Source organism: Streptomyces populi, from assembly GCF_002911015.1.
GTDB classification, from domain to species: domain Bacteria; phylum Actinomycetota; class Actinomycetes; order Streptomycetales; family Streptomycetaceae; genus Streptomyces; species Streptomyces populi.
Genome location: NZ_KZ626844.1, coordinates 89,046 through 104,171, shown reverse-complemented (window position 1 = coordinate 104,171; position 15,126 = coordinate 89,046). Strand labels below are relative to the sequence as shown.

Below are 15,126 nucleotides of genomic sequence, written 5' to 3'. Positions count from 1 at the left end.
AAAATATGAACGATCTTTTTCCGCATGTCAAAGCCGTTCGCGTGCTTTCCGTCAACTCTCGGGATAGACCCAGGGGTTGGGCCGGCAGTGGATTCCGTCGTGGTCGAGGAACTTGGTCTGCTGCTGCATGACCGGGGCGAGGTCGCCGTCCTTCTCACAGGTGACGTGCCCGTATCCGAGCCGGTGGCCGACCTCGTGGTTGATCAGCATCTGGCGGTAGGCGTGGATCTCGTCACCGAAGCCGTAGGTCTTGGAGCCCTGGGCCCAGCGGTACGCGTTGATCATGACGCGCTCGGTGGACGCCGAGTCGCACGAGACGTTGTCCTCCGTGGTGTCGAGCCCCGACTTGGCGCACCACTCGGCGGTGGTGCCGGGGCTCGCCAGCGTGATGACGAAGTCCGCGTCGCCGGAGTCGACCCGCTCGAAGGTGCGGGCTCCGCCGTGGGCCCAGCTCCTCTTGTCGTTGAGGGTCTTCTGCACGGCGTCGGCGAAGAGGGCGCCGTCGAGACCGAGGCCCTTCTCGATGTCGACGCGGTAGGTGTACTTGCGCCCCTTGCCGGGTGCCTTGGCGACTCCGGGCACCACCTCGAACTTCCCCGACCCCTTGAGCTTCGCCCCGAGCGGGTACGTCCTGGCCATCTGCTGGTCGTACGTCAGGGGCGCCGCGGCCACCTGCGGCTGGGTCGGCCGGTCGTCCCCGCGCGAGGCGGGGTCCTGGGTCGCCCGGCCACCACCCGCGGACTGTGTCCGCGCGTCGGCGTCATGGCCTCCCGTGGCCATCTGTCCGGCCACGACGACGGCCAGCACGGTGGTGACGGCGGCCGCCGCGATCCCGGTGAACGCCCATCCCTTGCGGGCCTTGCCCTCACCCTGGCCGCCGGCCTCCGGGAGCGGCCGCTCACCGGCGTCGGTGGCCCGGGCGCTCCAGTCGGCGGAGTCGTCGAAGCCCGCGGCGCGGGACCCGTCGAAGTCGAACGCGTCGAGGTACGCCTGCCGGGGTCCCGGCGCGGCCTGTCGGCGCTGCCGGGGCACCCGCGACCCCGCGGACGCGCCCTGAGGAGCCCCGCCGGCCCCGGACTCCCCCCAGCCGCCGCCCTGTTCACGCTGCTCGGGATGTCCGCCCCGCACCTGCGGCGCCCCGTGCGCCGGGGTGCCGCCCTGGTGCCGCGGGGCACCGTGGGCCGGGGTCCCGTCCGCGAACCGCGGCACCCCGCGCGCGGGAGTGCCGTCGGCCATCCGCGGAAAACCGTGCGCCGGAGTGCCGTCGGCGAGACGCGGCACGCCCTGGGCCGGGGTGCCGTCCTGGTACCGGGGAACGCCGTGCGCCGGAGTGCCGTCGGGAAAACGGGGTGCGCCCTGCCGCGGGCTCCCGCCCGCGGGCGGGTGGGGCCCCGGGGCGCCGGGCGGGCGTGCCGCCGCGCGGTGGACGGGGTCCGGGCCCGGCGCCGGAGCGGGCGCGGCCCCCTCCGCCGGAACCTTCCGCGTCCGCGCGGTGTCCGTCTTGTCGGCCCGCCCCCGACGACTGTGTCGTCCCACTTCCCGCCTCAGCTCTCCGCGCCGACTGCCATCGGAGAGGTCAACTCTCCCAGATCCGCCAGGAGTTCACGGAAGGCGGTGGCGACCGTCTCCGGATACTCCATCATGGCGACGTGTCCCGCCTCCGGCAGGGAAAGCAGCCGGGAGTCACGGAAGGCACGGGCCGCGCGCTGCGCCATACGGTAGCCGACAAGTTGGTCACGGCCTCCGTAGACCAGGAGCGTCGGGGCGAGCACGCGTTCGGCCTGACGCCACAGTCCATGCTGCCCGCCGAGCGTGTAGGCGTTCACGACCCCGCGCGCGGAACGCGCCATGGCGTCCCAGAAATAGGGCAGGGCGAGCCGCCGCTCCATCTCCTCCACCGCGTCCCGGAACCCCTCGGGCGTCACGATGCCGGGGTCGCCGTAACAGAGGGCCAGCACCCCCCGTACGCGCTGCTCAGCGCTCCATTCCCGGGTGATCCTGGTGAACAGTCCCGCCACCCCGGGGAGGGCGAGCAGGGCGGTCGGCCAGGCGGTGCGCTGGGCGCGGATCTCGGGCAGCGCGGGGGACACCAGCGTGAGCGTCCGGACGAGATCCGGACGGACGGCCGCGACCCGGGTCGCGACGGCTCCACCGAGTGAATTGCCGAAAAGATGTACCGGACCGCGTCCGGACGCGTCGAGGTGGCGGATCACCGCGCGCGCGTGCCCGGTGACCGAGTAGTCGCCGTCGTCCGGCGGCGGCGAGTCGCCGAAGCCCGGCAGGTCGAGGGCCTCGCTGTCCACGAGCCCGTCGAGCCGGGCCATCAGCGCCGACCAGTTCTGCGAGGAACCGCCCAGACCGTGCACGTACAGCGCGGGCGGAAGTCCCTCCCGGGCCGGCGGTCTCGACCTGATCGTCAGCGTGATGCCGGGCAGCCCGGCCGATCGCAGCCGCTCTCCCTCCGCGACCCTGACGGCGCCCACCCTCGGCGTGACACTGGCGGCCGGCGCGGAAGGGAGTTCGGTCGAAGACATGCCGCAATGTTACGAGACGATCACGCGGGGGCTCATGTGTTCGCCGTCACAGACAGCGGACGGATCGCATAGCGGCCGGATCGTGTGTCTCCTAGGCTTCGAACGAGGGCACTCGTACGCACATCAGGAGCGCACTCGTACCCGTTCGGGAAGAGGAACCATGACAGTCGACCCGACAGACCCCGCAACCTTCGACGACCAGTTCCGGGAGGTCCCCGACACGGAGACCCCGGAGGCCGACGCCGCCGAGCAGTCCGCCGAGCTGGACCCCGTGGACGACGTCGACCTGGAACCCCCGGGCGACCGCCTCAACGCCGATGACGCGGATCTGGCCGAGCAGGCCCGGGTCGTCCGGCTGAACGAGGACGACTACAGGTGACCCGACTCCGCTGATCAGGCCCGTCACGGCGGCCCGGGTGACCGGCTCGTCCCCTTCGGCACACTGTGCGCCGTCCCGGAGGGGGTCCGGTCCGTGAAATTCTGCGCTCGCACCGCACACAGCGGGGTTACCGAAAAGTACGATGGCGGCGCGGCGCACACCGCACGTGGACAACTTTGGGAGGCGGCGTGACAGCCATCGAGCAGACAGAGGCGGCACGCCCGCGGGGCACTCGCCTGCCGCGCCGGGCACGGCGCAACCAGCTCCTCGGCGCCGCCCAGGAAGTTTTCGTTGCGCAGGGATACCACTCGGCCGCCATGGACGACATCGCCGAGCGTGCGGGCGTCAGCAAGCCGGTCCTCTACCAGCACTTCCCGGGCAAGCTCGATCTGTACCTCGCCCTGCTCGACCAGCACTGCGAGTCCCTGCTCCTGGCGGTGCGCACGGCGCTCGCGTCCACCACGGACAACAAGCTGCGCGTCCGCGCGACGATGGACGCCTACTTCGCGTACGTGGAGGACGACGGCGGCGCGTTCCGGCTGGTCTTCGAGTCGGACCTGACGAACGAGCCCGCGGTGCGCGAGCGCGTCGACAAGGTGACGCACGAGTGCGCCGAGGCGATCTGCGACGTCATCGCGGAGGACACGGGTCTCTCGCGCGCCGAGTCGATGCTCCTCGCCTCCGGCCTCGGCGGTCTGGCCCAGGTGGTGGCCCGCTCCTGGCTGCACAGCGACCGCAGCGTCCCGCGCGACCAGGCGGTCCAGCTGCTGACCTCGCTCGCCTGGCGGGGCATCGCGGGTTTCCCGCTGCACGGCACCGACCACCACTGATCACCGGATCATCGGATCACCGAGGCGAAGGAAGCGGCCGGGGCGCGTCCCGGCCGCTTCTTGTTCCCGTCGGCTGTTCGCTCGTGGCGTTCCCGGGCGGAGCGTGCACGTCCCCTCGCCGGGCTAATGTGTGCTGCGTACGGCGCGTACGAACGCGCACATGACTGACCGTCGGAGGGACAAAGCCGTGGAGGTCAAGATCGGCGTGCAGCACGCGCCCCGCGAGATCGTTCTGGAGAGCGGTCAGACCCCGGAAGAGGTCGAGCGCGCGGTGTCCGAGGCGCTGGCCGGCAAGTCGCAGCTGCTGAGCCTCGTGGACGACCACGGCCGCAAGGTCCTGGTTCCCGCCGACCGGCTGGCGTACGTGGAGCTCGGCGAGCCCACGCAGCGCAAGGTCGGGTTCAGCGCTCTGTAGGGCGACAGGGCGACGAAGCAGTGCGTGAAGGGCCCGGTGACGACGTCACCGGGCCCTTCACGTCGTCCGTGCTCCCGCAGGCCGTGGCGCTCCGGGCCGCCGCCCCGCGTCCGGCACCCGCGCGGACGCAGATGGAGCACATGCCGGGCACCGGGGAGGATTGCGTTCCGGACGTCAGGGGTAGGACCGGCTACGACCGATTTGCACCGGCCGTGCGGGAGGGACCCCATCATGTTCTTGGAAACGCTCGGCTCCGCACTGCTCGGTCTCGCGCTGGCGTGGGCGGCCTCGTACCGCCTGCCCCACCGGTTGCCGTCACGCAGCCTGGTCCTGTCGACCGGCGTGGCGGGAGCCCTGTTCGGCGCCTTCCTGACGCACACGGCCCTGGGTTCGGGCCACTTCCTGGCCATCCTCGTCGGCGCGGCGGCCGTCTCCGCGGCGCTGCTGTCGCTGCTGCTGCGCCCCGAGGAGCGCTTTCGGCGCCGCTCGGCGACGGCGTAAGCCGCTGCGGAGGCCCGGCTCCCGCGACCGTGAACCGCGCCCGTAGGCGGCGCGGCCCTCGGGTCCTCGGACCACGAGGGCTCCGGCGTTCCGCGCCACGGACGGGCCGCCGACGCCCCGGCGTCCGGGCGGCCCGAGGGTCCGGGTGCCCGGGGCCCGTGCGCTCACGAGACCCCGGCCGCCCTGAGGCCGTGGGGCCCTACGGGCCCCGGGTGTCCTAGGCCGCCAGGCCCAGCGCCGCCATCCGCTTGGTGTGCGCCTCGGTGATCCGGGAGAACATCCGGCCGACCTCCGCGAGGTCGAAGCCGTCCGCCACACCACCGACGAGCATCGTCGACAGGGCGTCGCGGTCGGCGACCACGCGCTGCGACTGGGACAGGGCCTCGCCCATCAGCCGTCGCGCCCACAGCGCGAGCCGGCCCCCCACGCGCGGATCGGCGTCGATCGCGGCCCGCACCTTCTCGATGGCGAAACCGGCGTGACCGGTGTCGTCGAGGACGCCGAGGACGAGCCCGCGGGTGTCCGAGTCGAGACGGGCCGCGACCTCGCGGTAGAAGTCACTGGCGATCGAGTCGCCGACGTACGCCTTGACGAGACCCTCCAGCCAGTCCGAGGGAGCCGTCTGCCGGTGGAAGCCGTCGAGCGCGGCGACGAAGGGGTCCATCGCCTCCGTCGGCTCCGCGCCGATCGCGGCGAGCCGGTCCCGCAGCTGCTCGAAGTGGTGGAACTCGGCGGACGCCATCTTCGCCAGCTCCGCCTTGTCGCTGAGCGTGGGCGCCAGCTTCGCGTCCTCCGCGAGCCGCTCGAACGCCGCGAGCTCGCCGTACGCGAGCGCTCCGAGCAGGTCCACGACCGCGGCGCGGTACTGGGGCTCGGCCGAGGCCGTCTCCCAGTCCTGCGCGGCGACTCCGGTGGCCGCGGGGGCGGTGTCGGCGGGGGCTTCGGCGGGCTTCTCAGCGGCGTTGTCAGGCGTCGTCATGAAGCGCACAATAGCCCGCCCACCGCACGGGGGAAGTTCCTGCTCAACCTGTGTGATGACGACTACGTGACCAAATCGGCCATCACATGTGCGCGATTCCGGGGTATGGTGGTAATGCGCCCGCCGAGTATTCGACGGGCCGCACGAATGAGGATGCCCGGTCGGTGGCCCGATCGGCTCCGACCCGACAGCCCTCCTCGTCGGTACGGCACATTGCGTACGACATCCGGAGGGACCCTCAGCGGTACGAGAGCTCGAGCGTCGGCAGTGGTCCCATGCCACCCGGCCCGCCCGTCAAGAGCGGCCGACGTCCCCGGCACGGTCCCGACACGACCCCCGCGCTCGCCTCGCACCGCGTACACAGAAGAGGCAGCACCCTGACTACGACTTTCCGAGAGCTCGGAATCCTCCCTGAGACCGCCGAGGCCCTTGAGGCCGTCGGCATCGTCAACCCCTTCCCCATCCAGGAGATGACGCTCCCGGTCGCCCTCTCCGGCACCGACGTCATCGGCCAGGCCAAGACCGGCACCGGCAAGACGCTGGGCTTCGGCCTCCCCCTGCTGGAGCGCGTCACCGTCCCCGCGGACGTCGAGGCGGGCCGGGCCAAGCCCGAGCAGCTCACCGACGCCCCGCAGGCCCTCGTCGTCGTCCCGACGCGCGAGCTGTGCACCCAGGTGACCAACGACCTGCTGACCGCGGGCAAGGTCCGCAACGTACGCGTTCTGGCCATCTACGGCGGCCGGGCGTACGAGCCCCAGGTGGAGGCCCTGAAGAAGGGCGTCGACGTCATCGTCGGCACCCCCGGGCGACTGCTGGACCTCGCGGGCCAGAAGAAGCTCAACCTCAAGCACATCAAGGCGCTCGTCCTGGACGAGGCCGACGAGATGCTCGACCTGGGCTTCCTGCCCGACGTCGAGAAGATCATGAACATGCTGCCGGCCCGCCGTCAGACGATGCTGTTCTCGGCGACCATGCCGGGCGCGGTCATCGGTCTCGCGCGCCGCTACATGTCGCAGCCCACGCACATCCGCGCCGCCGCGCCGGACGACTCGGGCGCGACGGTCGCGAACACGAAGCAGTTCGTGTACCGCGCGCACAACATGGACAAGCCGGAGATGGTCGCGCGCATACTGCAGGCCGAGGGCCGCGGTCTCGCGATGGTCTTCTGCCGCACCAAGCGGACGGCGGCGGACCTCGCCGACCAGCTCCAGCAGCGCGGCTTCGCCTCCGGCGCGGTCCACGGCGACCTCGGCCAGGGCGCCCGCGAGCAGGCGCTGCGCGCGTTCCGCAACGGCAAGGTGGACGTCCTCGTCTGCACCGACGTCGCGGCCCGCGGCATCGACGTCGAGGGTGTCACCCACGTCATCAACTACCAGTCCCCCGAGGACGAGAAGACGTACCTGCACCGCATCGGCCGCACCGGCCGCGCGGGCGCCAAGGGCATCGCGATCACCCTCGTCGACTGGGACGACATCCCGCGCTGGCAGCTCATCAACAAGGCGCTGGACCTCGACTTCGGCAACCCGCCGGAGACGTACTCCACGTCCCCGCACCTCTTCGAGGAGCTGAACATCCCGGCCGGCACCAAGGGTGTCCTGCCGCGTTCCGAGCGCACCCGCGCCGGGCTCGCGGCCGAGGAGGTCGAGGACCTGGGCGAGACCGGTGGCCGTGGCGGTCCGCGTGGCCGCGCCGGCCGTTCGGCCGCGCCCGCCGAGCGCGAACGCGAGCGCGCGCCGCGCACTCCGCGCCAGCGCCGCCGTACACGCGGCGGTGCACCCGCCGACGGTGCTCCCGCGACCACGGACGCTCCGGCGGCCACGGACGCGCCCGCGTCCGTCGAGGCGGGCGAGCCCCGCACGCCGCGCCGCCGTCGGCGCACGCGTGGTGGAGCGGGCGAGCCCGTGGCGGCCGTCGCCGCCCCCGTGACCGAGGCCGCGGAAGCCGCCGTGGCGACGGCCGAGGGTGTCACCGACGAGCCGGCCGCGCCGCGCCGCCGCCGCACCCGCAAGGCCGCCGCGACGGCCGTCGAGACGGCCGAGGCGGTGGTGACCGCCGCCGAGGCCGTGGTCGAGAGCGCCGCCGCCGAGACCGTCACGGAGGCTCCGGCCAAGCCGGTCCGCCGCCGGACCCGCAAGGCCGCCGAGCCGACGCCCGCCGTCGAGACGGTCACCGAGGCCGCCGAGGTCACCGAGGCTCCGGCCAAGCCCGCGCGGCGCCGGACCCGCAAGGCCGCGGAGGCCGTCGTCGACACCGTCGAGGCCGCCGCCACCGAGGTCGCCGAGACGGTCGCCGAGACCAAGCCGCGGCGTACCCGCAAGACCGCGGCCACGGCCACCGAGACGGCCCCGGCCGCCGAGGAGACGGACGCCAAGCCCGTACGCCGACGTACCCGCAAGGCCGTCGCCGACGCCGACATCCCGGCCCAGGCCGGCGAGGCGACGGAGACCAAGCCCGCCCCCCGCCGACGCACCCGCAAGGCGGCGGAGGCCGTCGTCGACACCGTCGAGGCCGCCGCCACCGAGGTCGCCGAGACGGTCGCCGAGACCAAGCCGCGGCGCGCCCGCAAGACCGCGGCCACGGCCACCGAGACGGCCCCGGCCGCCGAGGAGACGGACGCCAAGCCCGTACGCCGACGCACCCGCAAGGCCGTCGCCGACGCCGACATCCCGGCCCAGGCCGGCGAGGCGACGGAGACCAAGCCCGCCCCCCGCCGACGCACCCGCAAGGCGGTCGCCACGGAGCCCACGGAGAGCTGATCTCCCGTCCGACGGCCCGGTCCCCCATCCGGTGGGGCCGGGCCGTCGGCGTTTCCCGCCTCCGACACCGGCTCCGCCCCGCCCGTCGGCCCGCGACGGACTTCACCGGGCGCCGGTCCGGGAGCGACGCACCCGTCGAGCGGCCGTCACCGGCGCCCGATAGCCTCCTTCGCATGAGCAGGCCTTACACGTTCGTTCCGCCCGCCGGTGTCCGCGCGTACCGGTTGTCCACCGCGCGCGGCGAGTTCGCCGTGCTCGACGCCGCGCCCCGGGGACGGCCCAAGGGAACCGCCCTGCTGCTGCCGGGGTTCACCGGGAGCAAGGAGGACTTCATCGCACTCCACGCGCCGTTGGCCGCGGCGGGTTACCGCACGGTGGCCGTGGACGGACGCGGACAGTTCGAGACCGAGGGGCCGCGGGACGACGAAACGGCTTACGCACAGAGCGAGTTGGCGCAGGACGTGCTCGCGCAGGCCGCCGCCGTCGGCACTCCCGTGCACCTCGTGGGGCACTCGCTCGGCGGTCAGATCGCGCGCGCCGCGGTGCTGGCCGACGCGTCGCCGTTCGTGTCCCTGACCCTCATGGCCTCCGGCCCCGCGCAGATCTCCGAGGAGCAGCAGCAGCGCGTCAAGCTGCTGCGGGACGCGCTGGCCGTGATGAGCATGGCCGAGGTCTGGGAGGCGATCCAGGCGATGGAGCCGCCCGAGGAGACCGAGACGGGCGGGCTGGACGCGGGGCTCGACGACCTCGCCGACCTGCGCCGCCGCTGGCTCGCCAACAGTCCCGCCCAACTCGTCGCCACGGGCCGCCAGTTGTGCGGCGAGCCCGACCGCGTCGCCGAACTGGCCGCCGTCCCCCTCCCCAAGCACGTGCTGTCCGGGGAGCATGACGACACCTGGCCGGTCTCCCTGCTGGACACGATGGCCGCCCGGCTCGACGCGCACCGCACGGTCGTCGAGGGGGCGGAGCACTCACCGAACGCCGACCAGCCCCTGGAGACCGCCCGCGCCCTGGCCGCGTTCTGGGACGGCACCGCCCTCTAGGCCCTGTCCCCCGGACGGCCGGCCCGTACCGGCGCCGGGTACCGCTCCTGGCACGGGGCGCGCCTAGTACCGCGCCTAGTACTGCGCCTGGAGGTGCTCCCAGAGGCCGTCCCGCAGGGCGCGGCGCAGGTCCGACTGACCGCGCAGGGAGTACTGGAGCAGCCCCTCGGCCTCGACCAGCAGATCCTGGTCGACCGAGCCGGGCAGGTAAGGGTGTCCGGGAAGCAGCTCGGCCAGGGATTCACGGCCGCGCGCGGCCAGCCACTTCGCGGCGATCTGGGCCCCCACGAAGCGCACGTCCTCCCGGGTGGGCCGGACCGCTGCCGTCGGGTCGTACGACTGGGCGGTCCGCCTGGCCACATACGGCTTGAAGAAGTCGAGGTCGAGCGTGCGCTGGCTGTCGACCTCCCAGAGGAGCGGTTCGGCCTGGTTGCCGCCCTCGGGCGCCTCGATGCCCCAGAGGTGGACCCGGGCGCCGTATCCCTGGGCCGCCTCGACCGCGGAGACCAGGTCCTCGTCGCCGCCGAGCAGTGCCGCGTCGCTGATGGCGCGGTGCCGGGCGAGGGACTCCAGGTCCGAGCGGATGAGCGAATCGACGCCCTTCTGCTGGTTGTTGGCGTTCAGGTTCCCCAACCTGACCTTGACGTCCGGGAGTTCGGCGATGGACTGCTGCTCCGCGGTGTGGATGCGGCGTCGTGCCCCGTCGTACCAGTAGACGCGCAGCAGCCGGCTGTCGGCGAAGATCGTGCGGGCCCGGTCGATGAGCGCCTCGATGAGCCCCTCGGTGTCCAGGTCGAACGAACGGCGGTCCTCCGTGCCCGCCACGAGGCGTCCCGCGGCCGCGTACAGATATCCGGCGTCGACGAAGATCGCATGGGTGGAGGGGGTCTTCGCGACCTCGGCGAGCATGCGCTGGAGCAGCTCGTTCGTACGGTCTATGCGGGCGGCGAGGGCCGCCTGGTCGTCGTTCATCATCACCATTGTCCCGGCGGTCACGCTGCGAACACAACCGGCGCCGTTCAGTCTCCGCCACCCGGCCTACCGGTCAGTAATTAGGTTCTCGAAAATTTTCCTTAGCGTAGGGAATGTTTGTAACACGCATCCCGTTGACTCCCTACGTGAGCGAGGACACTGGCGCCTCGCTCCTCACACGAGTAGTTCTCCTCAGGAGGATGACCAGACGAAGGGAGAAGCCCATGCGCTTCGAAATCATGCGACTCGACGATGTCGACGGCACGCCCGTGGACAGCACTGTCGTGGACGCCGCCTCCGTCAACCGGATCGTTCAGCAGGCCGCCGCCATCGGGCAGCGCCTGTGGATCCGCCCGGCCGACACCACCGCTTCTTGACACGACGAGGGTCCGCTTCGCCGAACGAGGACGCGCCGAAAGCGCCTCGTGGGACGAGACGCGTAGCGGACAGCAGACGCTTCTGAGACTTCGGAGCCCCGCACGGCATCGCCGTGCGGGGCTCCGCGCGTCCGGCCGGAGGGCCGTCAGCTCCCGTGGATCACCTGGGTGACGCCGTTGATGATCTGCTGCACCGCGATGGCGGAGAGCATCATGCCCGCCAGCCGGGTCACCAGGACCACTCCGCCGTCCTTGATGACGCGGATGATCAGCAGCGAGTAGCGCATCACGACCCACAGCACGACGTGGATCGCGAGGATCGCGGTCCACACGGAGACCTGGGTGGCGACCGAGTCGGCCTTCTGCACCGCGAGGATCACGGACACGATCGCGCCGGGCCCGGCGAGCAGCGGCATCCCCAGGGGCACGAGGGCGACGTTGACGTCCTTGGTCTGCTTCGGCTCGTCCGTCTTGCCGGTGAGCAGGTCGAGGGCGATGAGCAGGAGCAGCAGTCCGCCCGCGATCATCAGCGCGGGCACGGACACGTGCAGATAGTCCAGGATCTGGTGCCCGAGAAGCCCGAAGACGGTGATGACGCCGCCGGCGACGCAGACCGCCTGGACGGCCATCCGCCGCTGCACCCGGGCGGGGCGGCCCGCGGTCAGCGCCAGGAAGATCGGGGTGATCCCGGGGGGATCCATGATGACGAAGAGCGTGAGGAAGAGGGAGCCGAAGACGGCGACGTCGAACATGCTGGAGAAGAGCCTTGCGAGGTGGTGGGAGCGGGCGGGCGGGTCTTCCGGCCACCGCTTCGGGCAGTCGTCCCGCGGGGGCGGAACGGGGGGCACGGCCGGCGGGGCCGGGTGCCTGGGAACGGGTCGGTGAACACGGTTCCGGCGGGACGGCGGGACGTGGGCACCGGATGCGCGCCGCGGGCGCACGGGCGGCACGGGTCCGCCGCACGGCCCGGAGGCACGCACCGAGCCGAGTGGACGCAGGTCCGCCGCACGCGCCGCGGACCCGGCCCGGAGCGCGTGGCCCCGGCCGGCACGTGCCCGGCGCGGGCCTCGGCGCACGCCGGGCGACGGGGCCGGACGACGGGGGCCGGAAGGGACCAGGGCAGGGGCCCTACGGCACCGGCCCGGTTCCTACGACCCTCACGCGCCGGCCGCGACGGCACCGGCTCGCCGGGGCGACGGCGGGCACGCGCCCCCGGTCACCGGTCCCGCGCGACGCGGAACGTCCGGGGACTCAGGCTCCGCCCGCGCCCGGTACCGGGAACGCCCCGGTGGCGCGGCGGGTGATCTCCCCGTAGACCTCGGGGTCGGTCGTGAACTCCCCGAGCACACAGGTCTTGCGGCTGCCGTGGTAGTCGGAGGAGCCCGTGGCCAGCAGCCCCAGTTCGGAGGCCAGGCCGCGCAGCCGTGCCCGGGTGGCCGGTTCGTGGTCCATGTGGTCGACCTCGATGCCGTCGAGGCCCGCGGACGCCAGCTCCGCGATCACCGACTCCGGCACGGTGCGGCCCCGCTTGGCGGCGGCCGGGTGGGCGAAGACGGTGACGCCTCCGGCCCCCTTGACCAGCCGGATCGCCTCGAAGGGGTCGGTCTCGTGCTTGGGGACGTAGGCGCGGCCCCCGTCGGCCAGCCACTGCTCGGTGAAGGCGTCGGAGACGCTGTCGACGACGCCCAGCTCGACCAGCGCGGAGGCGACGTGCGGGCGCCCGACCGAGCCGTCGCCCGCGATGCGCGCCACCTGCTCCCAGGTGACCGGCACACCGAGGTCCTGGAGTCTGGCGACCATGCCCCGGGCCCGCGGCACCCGGTCGTCCCGCACCAGTTCGCGCTCGGCGAGCAGTGCGGGGTCCTCGGGGTCGAAGAGGTAGGCCAGCATGTGCATGCTGATGCCGTCGATCCGGCAGGAGAGTTCGGCGCCCGTGACGAGGGTGAGCCCCTCGGGCAGTGCGGCGATCGCCTCGGCGTACCCGCGCGTGGTGTCGTGGTCGGTCAGCGCGACGACGTCCAGACCGGCGGCGGCCGCGTTGCGCACCAGACCGGCCGGGGTGTCCGTACCGTCGGAGGCGGTGGAGTGGGCGTGCAGATCGATGCGCACTACGCGGACTCCAAGCGGTGACGGAACGGACGGGGACGCTCAAGGATAGCGGGAGTCCACCCTCCGACGTCACACCCGTACCGGGGGAGCGCCCCCTACACTCTCCGCCGTCCGGGTACACCCGGCCCTGGCACCGCGCCGTGCGGCCCTACGGTTCCAGGATGCGCGGCGACAACGCGCCGCACGGCAGCAGGTCGACCTCCGCGCCCGCGTCACGCAGATCCGTCAGGACCAGTTCGTCGTACATCAGCAGTCCGGTCTGCTCGGGCCAGACGACGGCCCACAGCCACAGCCCCATCGCCTCGCCCGCGAAGACGGCGCGGTCGTCGGGGGAACCGGAGACGTGCCAGAGCGGAGTGGGCCGGCCCGCGGCGAGGACCTTCGCCTGAGGCGGTTTCTCAACGCTCATGTACGGGCCGGGGTCGGGTCCGTCCATGCCCGCGTACCGCGCGCCGAGGCCGACGCCCAACTCCTCGGCGACGAGGATCAGCTCACCCATGCCGCCCAACGGCCCGGGCCCCGAGCACGCGACGGCGGTGGCCCTGCCCCCGCTGCGGTCGTCCCCCGCGAACGCCGCTCCGGTGAACAGCCAGCCGACCGGCAGCGGCCACGGCATCCACACCGGTACCCGGGCGCGGTGCACGACCACACCGAGGGCTTCGACGCTGGGCGGGATCACGGGCTGCAGCGGATGCACCGTGCCGTGCACATCGCACTGCCAGGAGTCGGCAAAGAGGCCGGGAGCCCTGACCCGGCCACCACACTTCGGGCAACTGGGTTCGCCCCTCATAGGCCCCAACGGTCCTCCCCGTCCTTCCCCACGTCAAGGACGATCACCCGTCCGCCGCGGGCCGGCCACGCCGAAAACTAAGTGTATCTTGCATTTATTAGCCTAGCTAATTTATCGTGTGTATAGCCCAACGATCCAGTCGGCGCACAGTGAGGGAGCGGGCATGATCAACAGAACGGAAGGTCCCGCGGAGGGCGACACGTCCGGCATCGGCGCGGGCGGCGTCCTGCGGCAGCCGAGGGCCGTCTGGGCGACCGCCGGGGCGTCGGTCGTCGCCTTCATGGGCATCGGACTCGTCGATCCGATCCTGCCGTCCATCGCCCGGGGCCTCGACGCCACCCCCGGCCAGGTGTCGCTGCTCTTCACCTCGTACTTCCTGATCACCGCCGTCGCGATGCTGCTGACCGGCTTCGTCTCCAGCCGGATCGGCGGCCGCAGGACCCTGCTGCTCGGCCTCGCCCTCGTCGTGGTCTTCGCCGGCCTCGCCGGAACCTCGGACTCGGTCGGCGAACTCGTCGGCTTCCGGGCCGGCTGGGGCCTCGGCAACGCGCTGTTCGTCTCCACCGCCCTCGCGGTCATCGTCGGCGCCGCGGCCGGCGGCAGCGCGGCGGCGATCCTGCTCTACGAGTCCGCGCTGGGCCTCGGCATGGCCTGCGGCCCGCTGCTCGGAGCCCTGCTCGGCAACGCCAGCTGGCGCTACCCGTTCTTCGGCACCGCGTTCCTGATGGCGGTCGGTTTCCTGTGCATCACGGCGTTCCTGAAGGAGCAGCCGAAGCCCGCGCGCAGGACCTCGCCGCTCGACCCGCTGCGCGCCCTCGGCCACGGCGGCCTCGCCTCCGTCGCGGCCTCCGCCTTCTTCTACAACTACACGTTCTTCACCGTGCTGGCCTTCACCCCGTTCGTGCTGGACATGACGCCCTACCGGTCCGGCGCGGTGTTCTTCTGCTGGGGTCTGCTGCTCGCGGTCTTCTCGGTGGTCGTGGCTCCCCGGCTCCAGGCCCGGTTCGGATCGCCGAAGGTGCTGGGCGGTTCCCTGGTGCTGCTCGCCGCCGACGTGCTCGTCCTCGGGTACGGCGACCACGCCACCGCCGTCGTCTGCACGGTCCTGTCCGGCGCCTTCATCGGCGTGAACAACACCGTCTACACGGAACTGGCCCTCGGGGTCTCCGACGCCCCGCGTCCCGTGGCGAGCGCCGGCTACAACTTCGTGCGCTGGTTCGCGGCCGCGGCGGCGCCGTACTTCGCCCCGAAGATCGAGGAGTGGAGCGACGTCCACGTCCCGTTCGTGGTCGCCGCGGTCACCGCGCTGCTGGGCGCCGCGGTGGTCCACGTACGGCGCGGCGCGCTCACGGAGAAGGCCGGGGAGCAGGCGCCCGTCCACGCCGTCGAGGACGGTGTCGCCGTCTTCGCCGACCGAGCCGCCGGAAGGGCGATGTGAGGT

At 72.6% G+C, this 15,126-nt stretch carries 15 protein-coding genes; 8 read left to right on the top strand and 7 right to left on the bottom strand.

Features of this window, described 5'->3' with window-relative positions; all coding sequences use genetic code 11:
* Positions 1–51: 51 nt before the first annotated feature.
* Together CW362_RS04535 and CW362_RS04530 are read right to left on the bottom strand one after the other, a co-directional pair.
* The gene (locus tag CW362_RS04535) at positions 52–1,536 is read right to left on the bottom strand and encodes a DUF3152 domain-containing protein (RefSeq protein ID WP_103548024.1); all 1,485 of its coding nucleotides are present in this window, start codon (positions 1,534–1,536) and stop codon (positions 52–54) included.
* 8 nt (positions 1,537–1,544) lie between these two features.
* On the bottom strand, positions 1,545–2,534 hold the full coding sequence (locus CW362_RS04530; protein ID WP_103548023.1) for an alpha/beta fold hydrolase: 990 nt from the start codon (positions 2,532–2,534) through the stop codon (positions 1,545–1,547).
* Positions 2,535–2,694: 160 nt separating this feature from the next.
* On the opposite strand from CW362_RS04530, the gene CW362_RS04525 reads away from it, so the two are divergent.
* The 4 genes from CW362_RS04525 to CW362_RS04510 all read left to right on the top strand — a co-directional run bounded on the left by CW362_RS04525 (position 2,695) and on the right by CW362_RS04510 (position 4,659).
* Positions 2,695–2,913: a hypothetical protein gene (locus CW362_RS04525; RefSeq protein WP_103548022.1), complete on the top strand. Its 219-nt coding sequence runs from the start codon at positions 2,695–2,697 to the stop codon at positions 2,911–2,913.
* A gap of 188 nt (positions 2,914–3,101) precedes the next feature.
* Positions 3,102–3,743, top strand: coding sequence for a TetR/AcrR family transcriptional regulator (locus tag CW362_RS04520; RefSeq protein ID WP_037620773.1), 642 nt, complete (start codon positions 3,102–3,104; stop codon positions 3,741–3,743).
* A 187-nt stretch (positions 3,744–3,930) separates the two neighbouring features.
* Entirely contained in the window at positions 3,931–4,158 is a 228-nt protein-coding gene (locus CW362_RS04515) for a DUF3107 domain-containing protein (protein ID WP_028801993.1), read from the top strand.
* Positions 4,159–4,389: 231 nt separating this feature from the next.
* A complete protein-coding gene (locus CW362_RS04510) occupies positions 4,390–4,659 on the top strand; it encodes a hypothetical protein (RefSeq protein ID WP_103548021.1) in 270 nt (89 codons plus the stop codon).
* 217 nt (positions 4,660–4,876) lie between these two features.
* Here CW362_RS04510 and CW362_RS04505 read toward each other — a convergent pair whose 3' ends face one another.
* A complete protein-coding gene (locus tag CW362_RS04505; RefSeq protein ID WP_103548088.1) occupies positions 4,877–5,638 on the bottom strand; it encodes a ferritin-like fold-containing protein in 762 nt (253 codons plus the stop codon).
* Between the two features lie 275 nt (positions 5,639–5,913).
* On the opposite strand from CW362_RS04505, the gene CW362_RS04500 reads away from it, so the two are divergent.
* Both CW362_RS04500 and CW362_RS04495 read left to right on the top strand, forming a co-directional pair.
* Positions 5,914–8,394 carry a DEAD/DEAH box helicase gene (locus CW362_RS04500; RefSeq protein ID WP_103548020.1) on the top strand — a complete coding sequence of 827 codons (2,481 nt, stop codon included), beginning with the start codon at positions 5,914–5,916 and terminating at the stop codon, positions 8,392–8,394.
* A 173-nt stretch (positions 8,395–8,567) separates the two neighbouring features.
* Positions 8,568–9,437, top strand: a complete 870-nt coding sequence (locus tag CW362_RS04495) for an alpha/beta fold hydrolase (RefSeq protein WP_103548019.1) — start codon at positions 8,568–8,570, stop codon at positions 9,435–9,437.
* 75 nt (positions 9,438–9,512) lie between these two features.
* Here the strand turns inward: CW362_RS04495 and CW362_RS04490 are convergent, their stop codons facing one another.
* Positions 9,513–10,409, bottom strand: coding sequence for an NYN domain-containing protein (locus CW362_RS04490; protein WP_103548087.1), 897 nt, complete (start codon positions 10,407–10,409; stop codon positions 9,513–9,515).
* 224 nt (positions 10,410–10,633) lie between these two features.
* Here CW362_RS04490 and CW362_RS43725 point away from each other — a divergent pair, with 224 nt between their 5' ends.
* Positions 10,634–10,786 (top strand): hypothetical protein, encoded by a 153-nt coding sequence (locus tag CW362_RS43725; protein WP_020136747.1) that lies wholly within the window; start codon positions 10,634–10,636, stop codon positions 10,784–10,786.
* A gap of 146 nt (positions 10,787–10,932) precedes the next feature.
* Here the strand turns inward: CW362_RS43725 and CW362_RS04480 are convergent, their stop codons facing one another.
* The 3 genes from CW362_RS04480 to CW362_RS04470 all read right to left on the bottom strand — a co-directional run bounded on the left by CW362_RS04480 (position 10,933) and on the right by CW362_RS04470 (position 13,685).
* A complete protein-coding gene (locus CW362_RS04480; RefSeq protein ID WP_103548086.1) occupies positions 10,933–11,538 on the bottom strand; it encodes a MarC family protein in 606 nt (201 codons plus the stop codon).
* A gap of 499 nt (positions 11,539–12,037) precedes the next feature.
* Complete coding sequence (locus CW362_RS04475; protein ID WP_103548018.1) at positions 12,038–12,895, bottom strand: PHP domain-containing protein; 858 nt, start codon at positions 12,893–12,895, stop codon at positions 12,038–12,040.
* A 148-nt stretch (positions 12,896–13,043) separates the two neighbouring features.
* The gene (locus CW362_RS04470) at positions 13,044–13,685 is read right to left on the bottom strand and encodes a DUF6758 family protein (protein ID WP_103548017.1); all 642 of its coding nucleotides are present in this window, start codon (positions 13,683–13,685) and stop codon (positions 13,044–13,046) included.
* A gap of 163 nt (positions 13,686–13,848) precedes the next feature.
* Between CW362_RS04470 and CW362_RS04465 the strand changes: the two genes are divergently transcribed.
* On the top strand, positions 13,849–15,123 hold the full coding sequence (locus tag CW362_RS04465; protein WP_103548016.1) for an MFS transporter: 1,275 nt from the start codon (positions 13,849–13,851) through the stop codon (positions 15,121–15,123).
* Positions 15,124–15,126 lie beyond the last annotated feature (3 nt).

What these genes read in the sequence shown, in the direction of transcription:
- CW362_RS04530 (WP_103548023.1), bottom strand. Translation starts at nt 2,534, where the DNA reads ATGTCTTCGACCGAACTCCCTTCCGCGCCGGCCGCCAGTGTCACGCCG.
- CW362_RS04525 (WP_103548022.1), top strand. Translation starts at nt 2,695, where the DNA reads ATGACAGTCGACCCGACAGACCCCGCAACCTTCGACGACCAGTTCCGG.
- CW362_RS04510 (WP_103548021.1), top strand. Translation starts at nt 4,390, where the DNA reads ATGTTCTTGGAAACGCTCGGCTCCGCACTGCTCGGTCTCGCGCTGGCG.
- CW362_RS04505 (WP_103548088.1), bottom strand. Translation starts at nt 5,638, where the DNA reads ATGACGACGCCTGACAACGCCGCTGAGAAGCCCGCCGAAGCCCCCGCC.
- CW362_RS04500 (WP_103548020.1), top strand. Translation starts at nt 5,914, where the DNA reads ATGCCACCCGGCCCGCCCGTCAAGAGCGGCCGACGTCCCCGGCACGGT.
- CW362_RS04495 (WP_103548019.1), top strand. Translation starts at nt 8,568, where the DNA reads ATGAGCAGGCCTTACACGTTCGTTCCGCCCGCCGGTGTCCGCGCGTAC.
- CW362_RS04490 (WP_103548087.1), bottom strand. Translation starts at nt 10,409, where the DNA reads ATGAACGACGACCAGGCGGCCCTCGCCGCCCGCATAGACCGTACGAAC.
- CW362_RS43725 (WP_020136747.1), top strand. Translation starts at nt 10,634, where the DNA reads ATGCGCTTCGAAATCATGCGACTCGACGATGTCGACGGCACGCCCGTG.
- CW362_RS04480 (WP_103548086.1), bottom strand. Translation starts at nt 11,538, where the DNA reads ATGTTCGACGTCGCCGTCTTCGGCTCCCTCTTCCTCACGCTCTTCGTC.
- CW362_RS04470 (WP_103548017.1), bottom strand. Translation starts at nt 13,685, where the DNA reads ATGAGGGGCGAACCCAGTTGCCCGAAGTGTGGTGGCCGGGTCAGGGCT.
- CW362_RS04465 (WP_103548016.1), top strand. Translation starts at nt 13,849, where the DNA reads ATGATCAACAGAACGGAAGGTCCCGCGGAGGGCGACACGTCCGGCATC.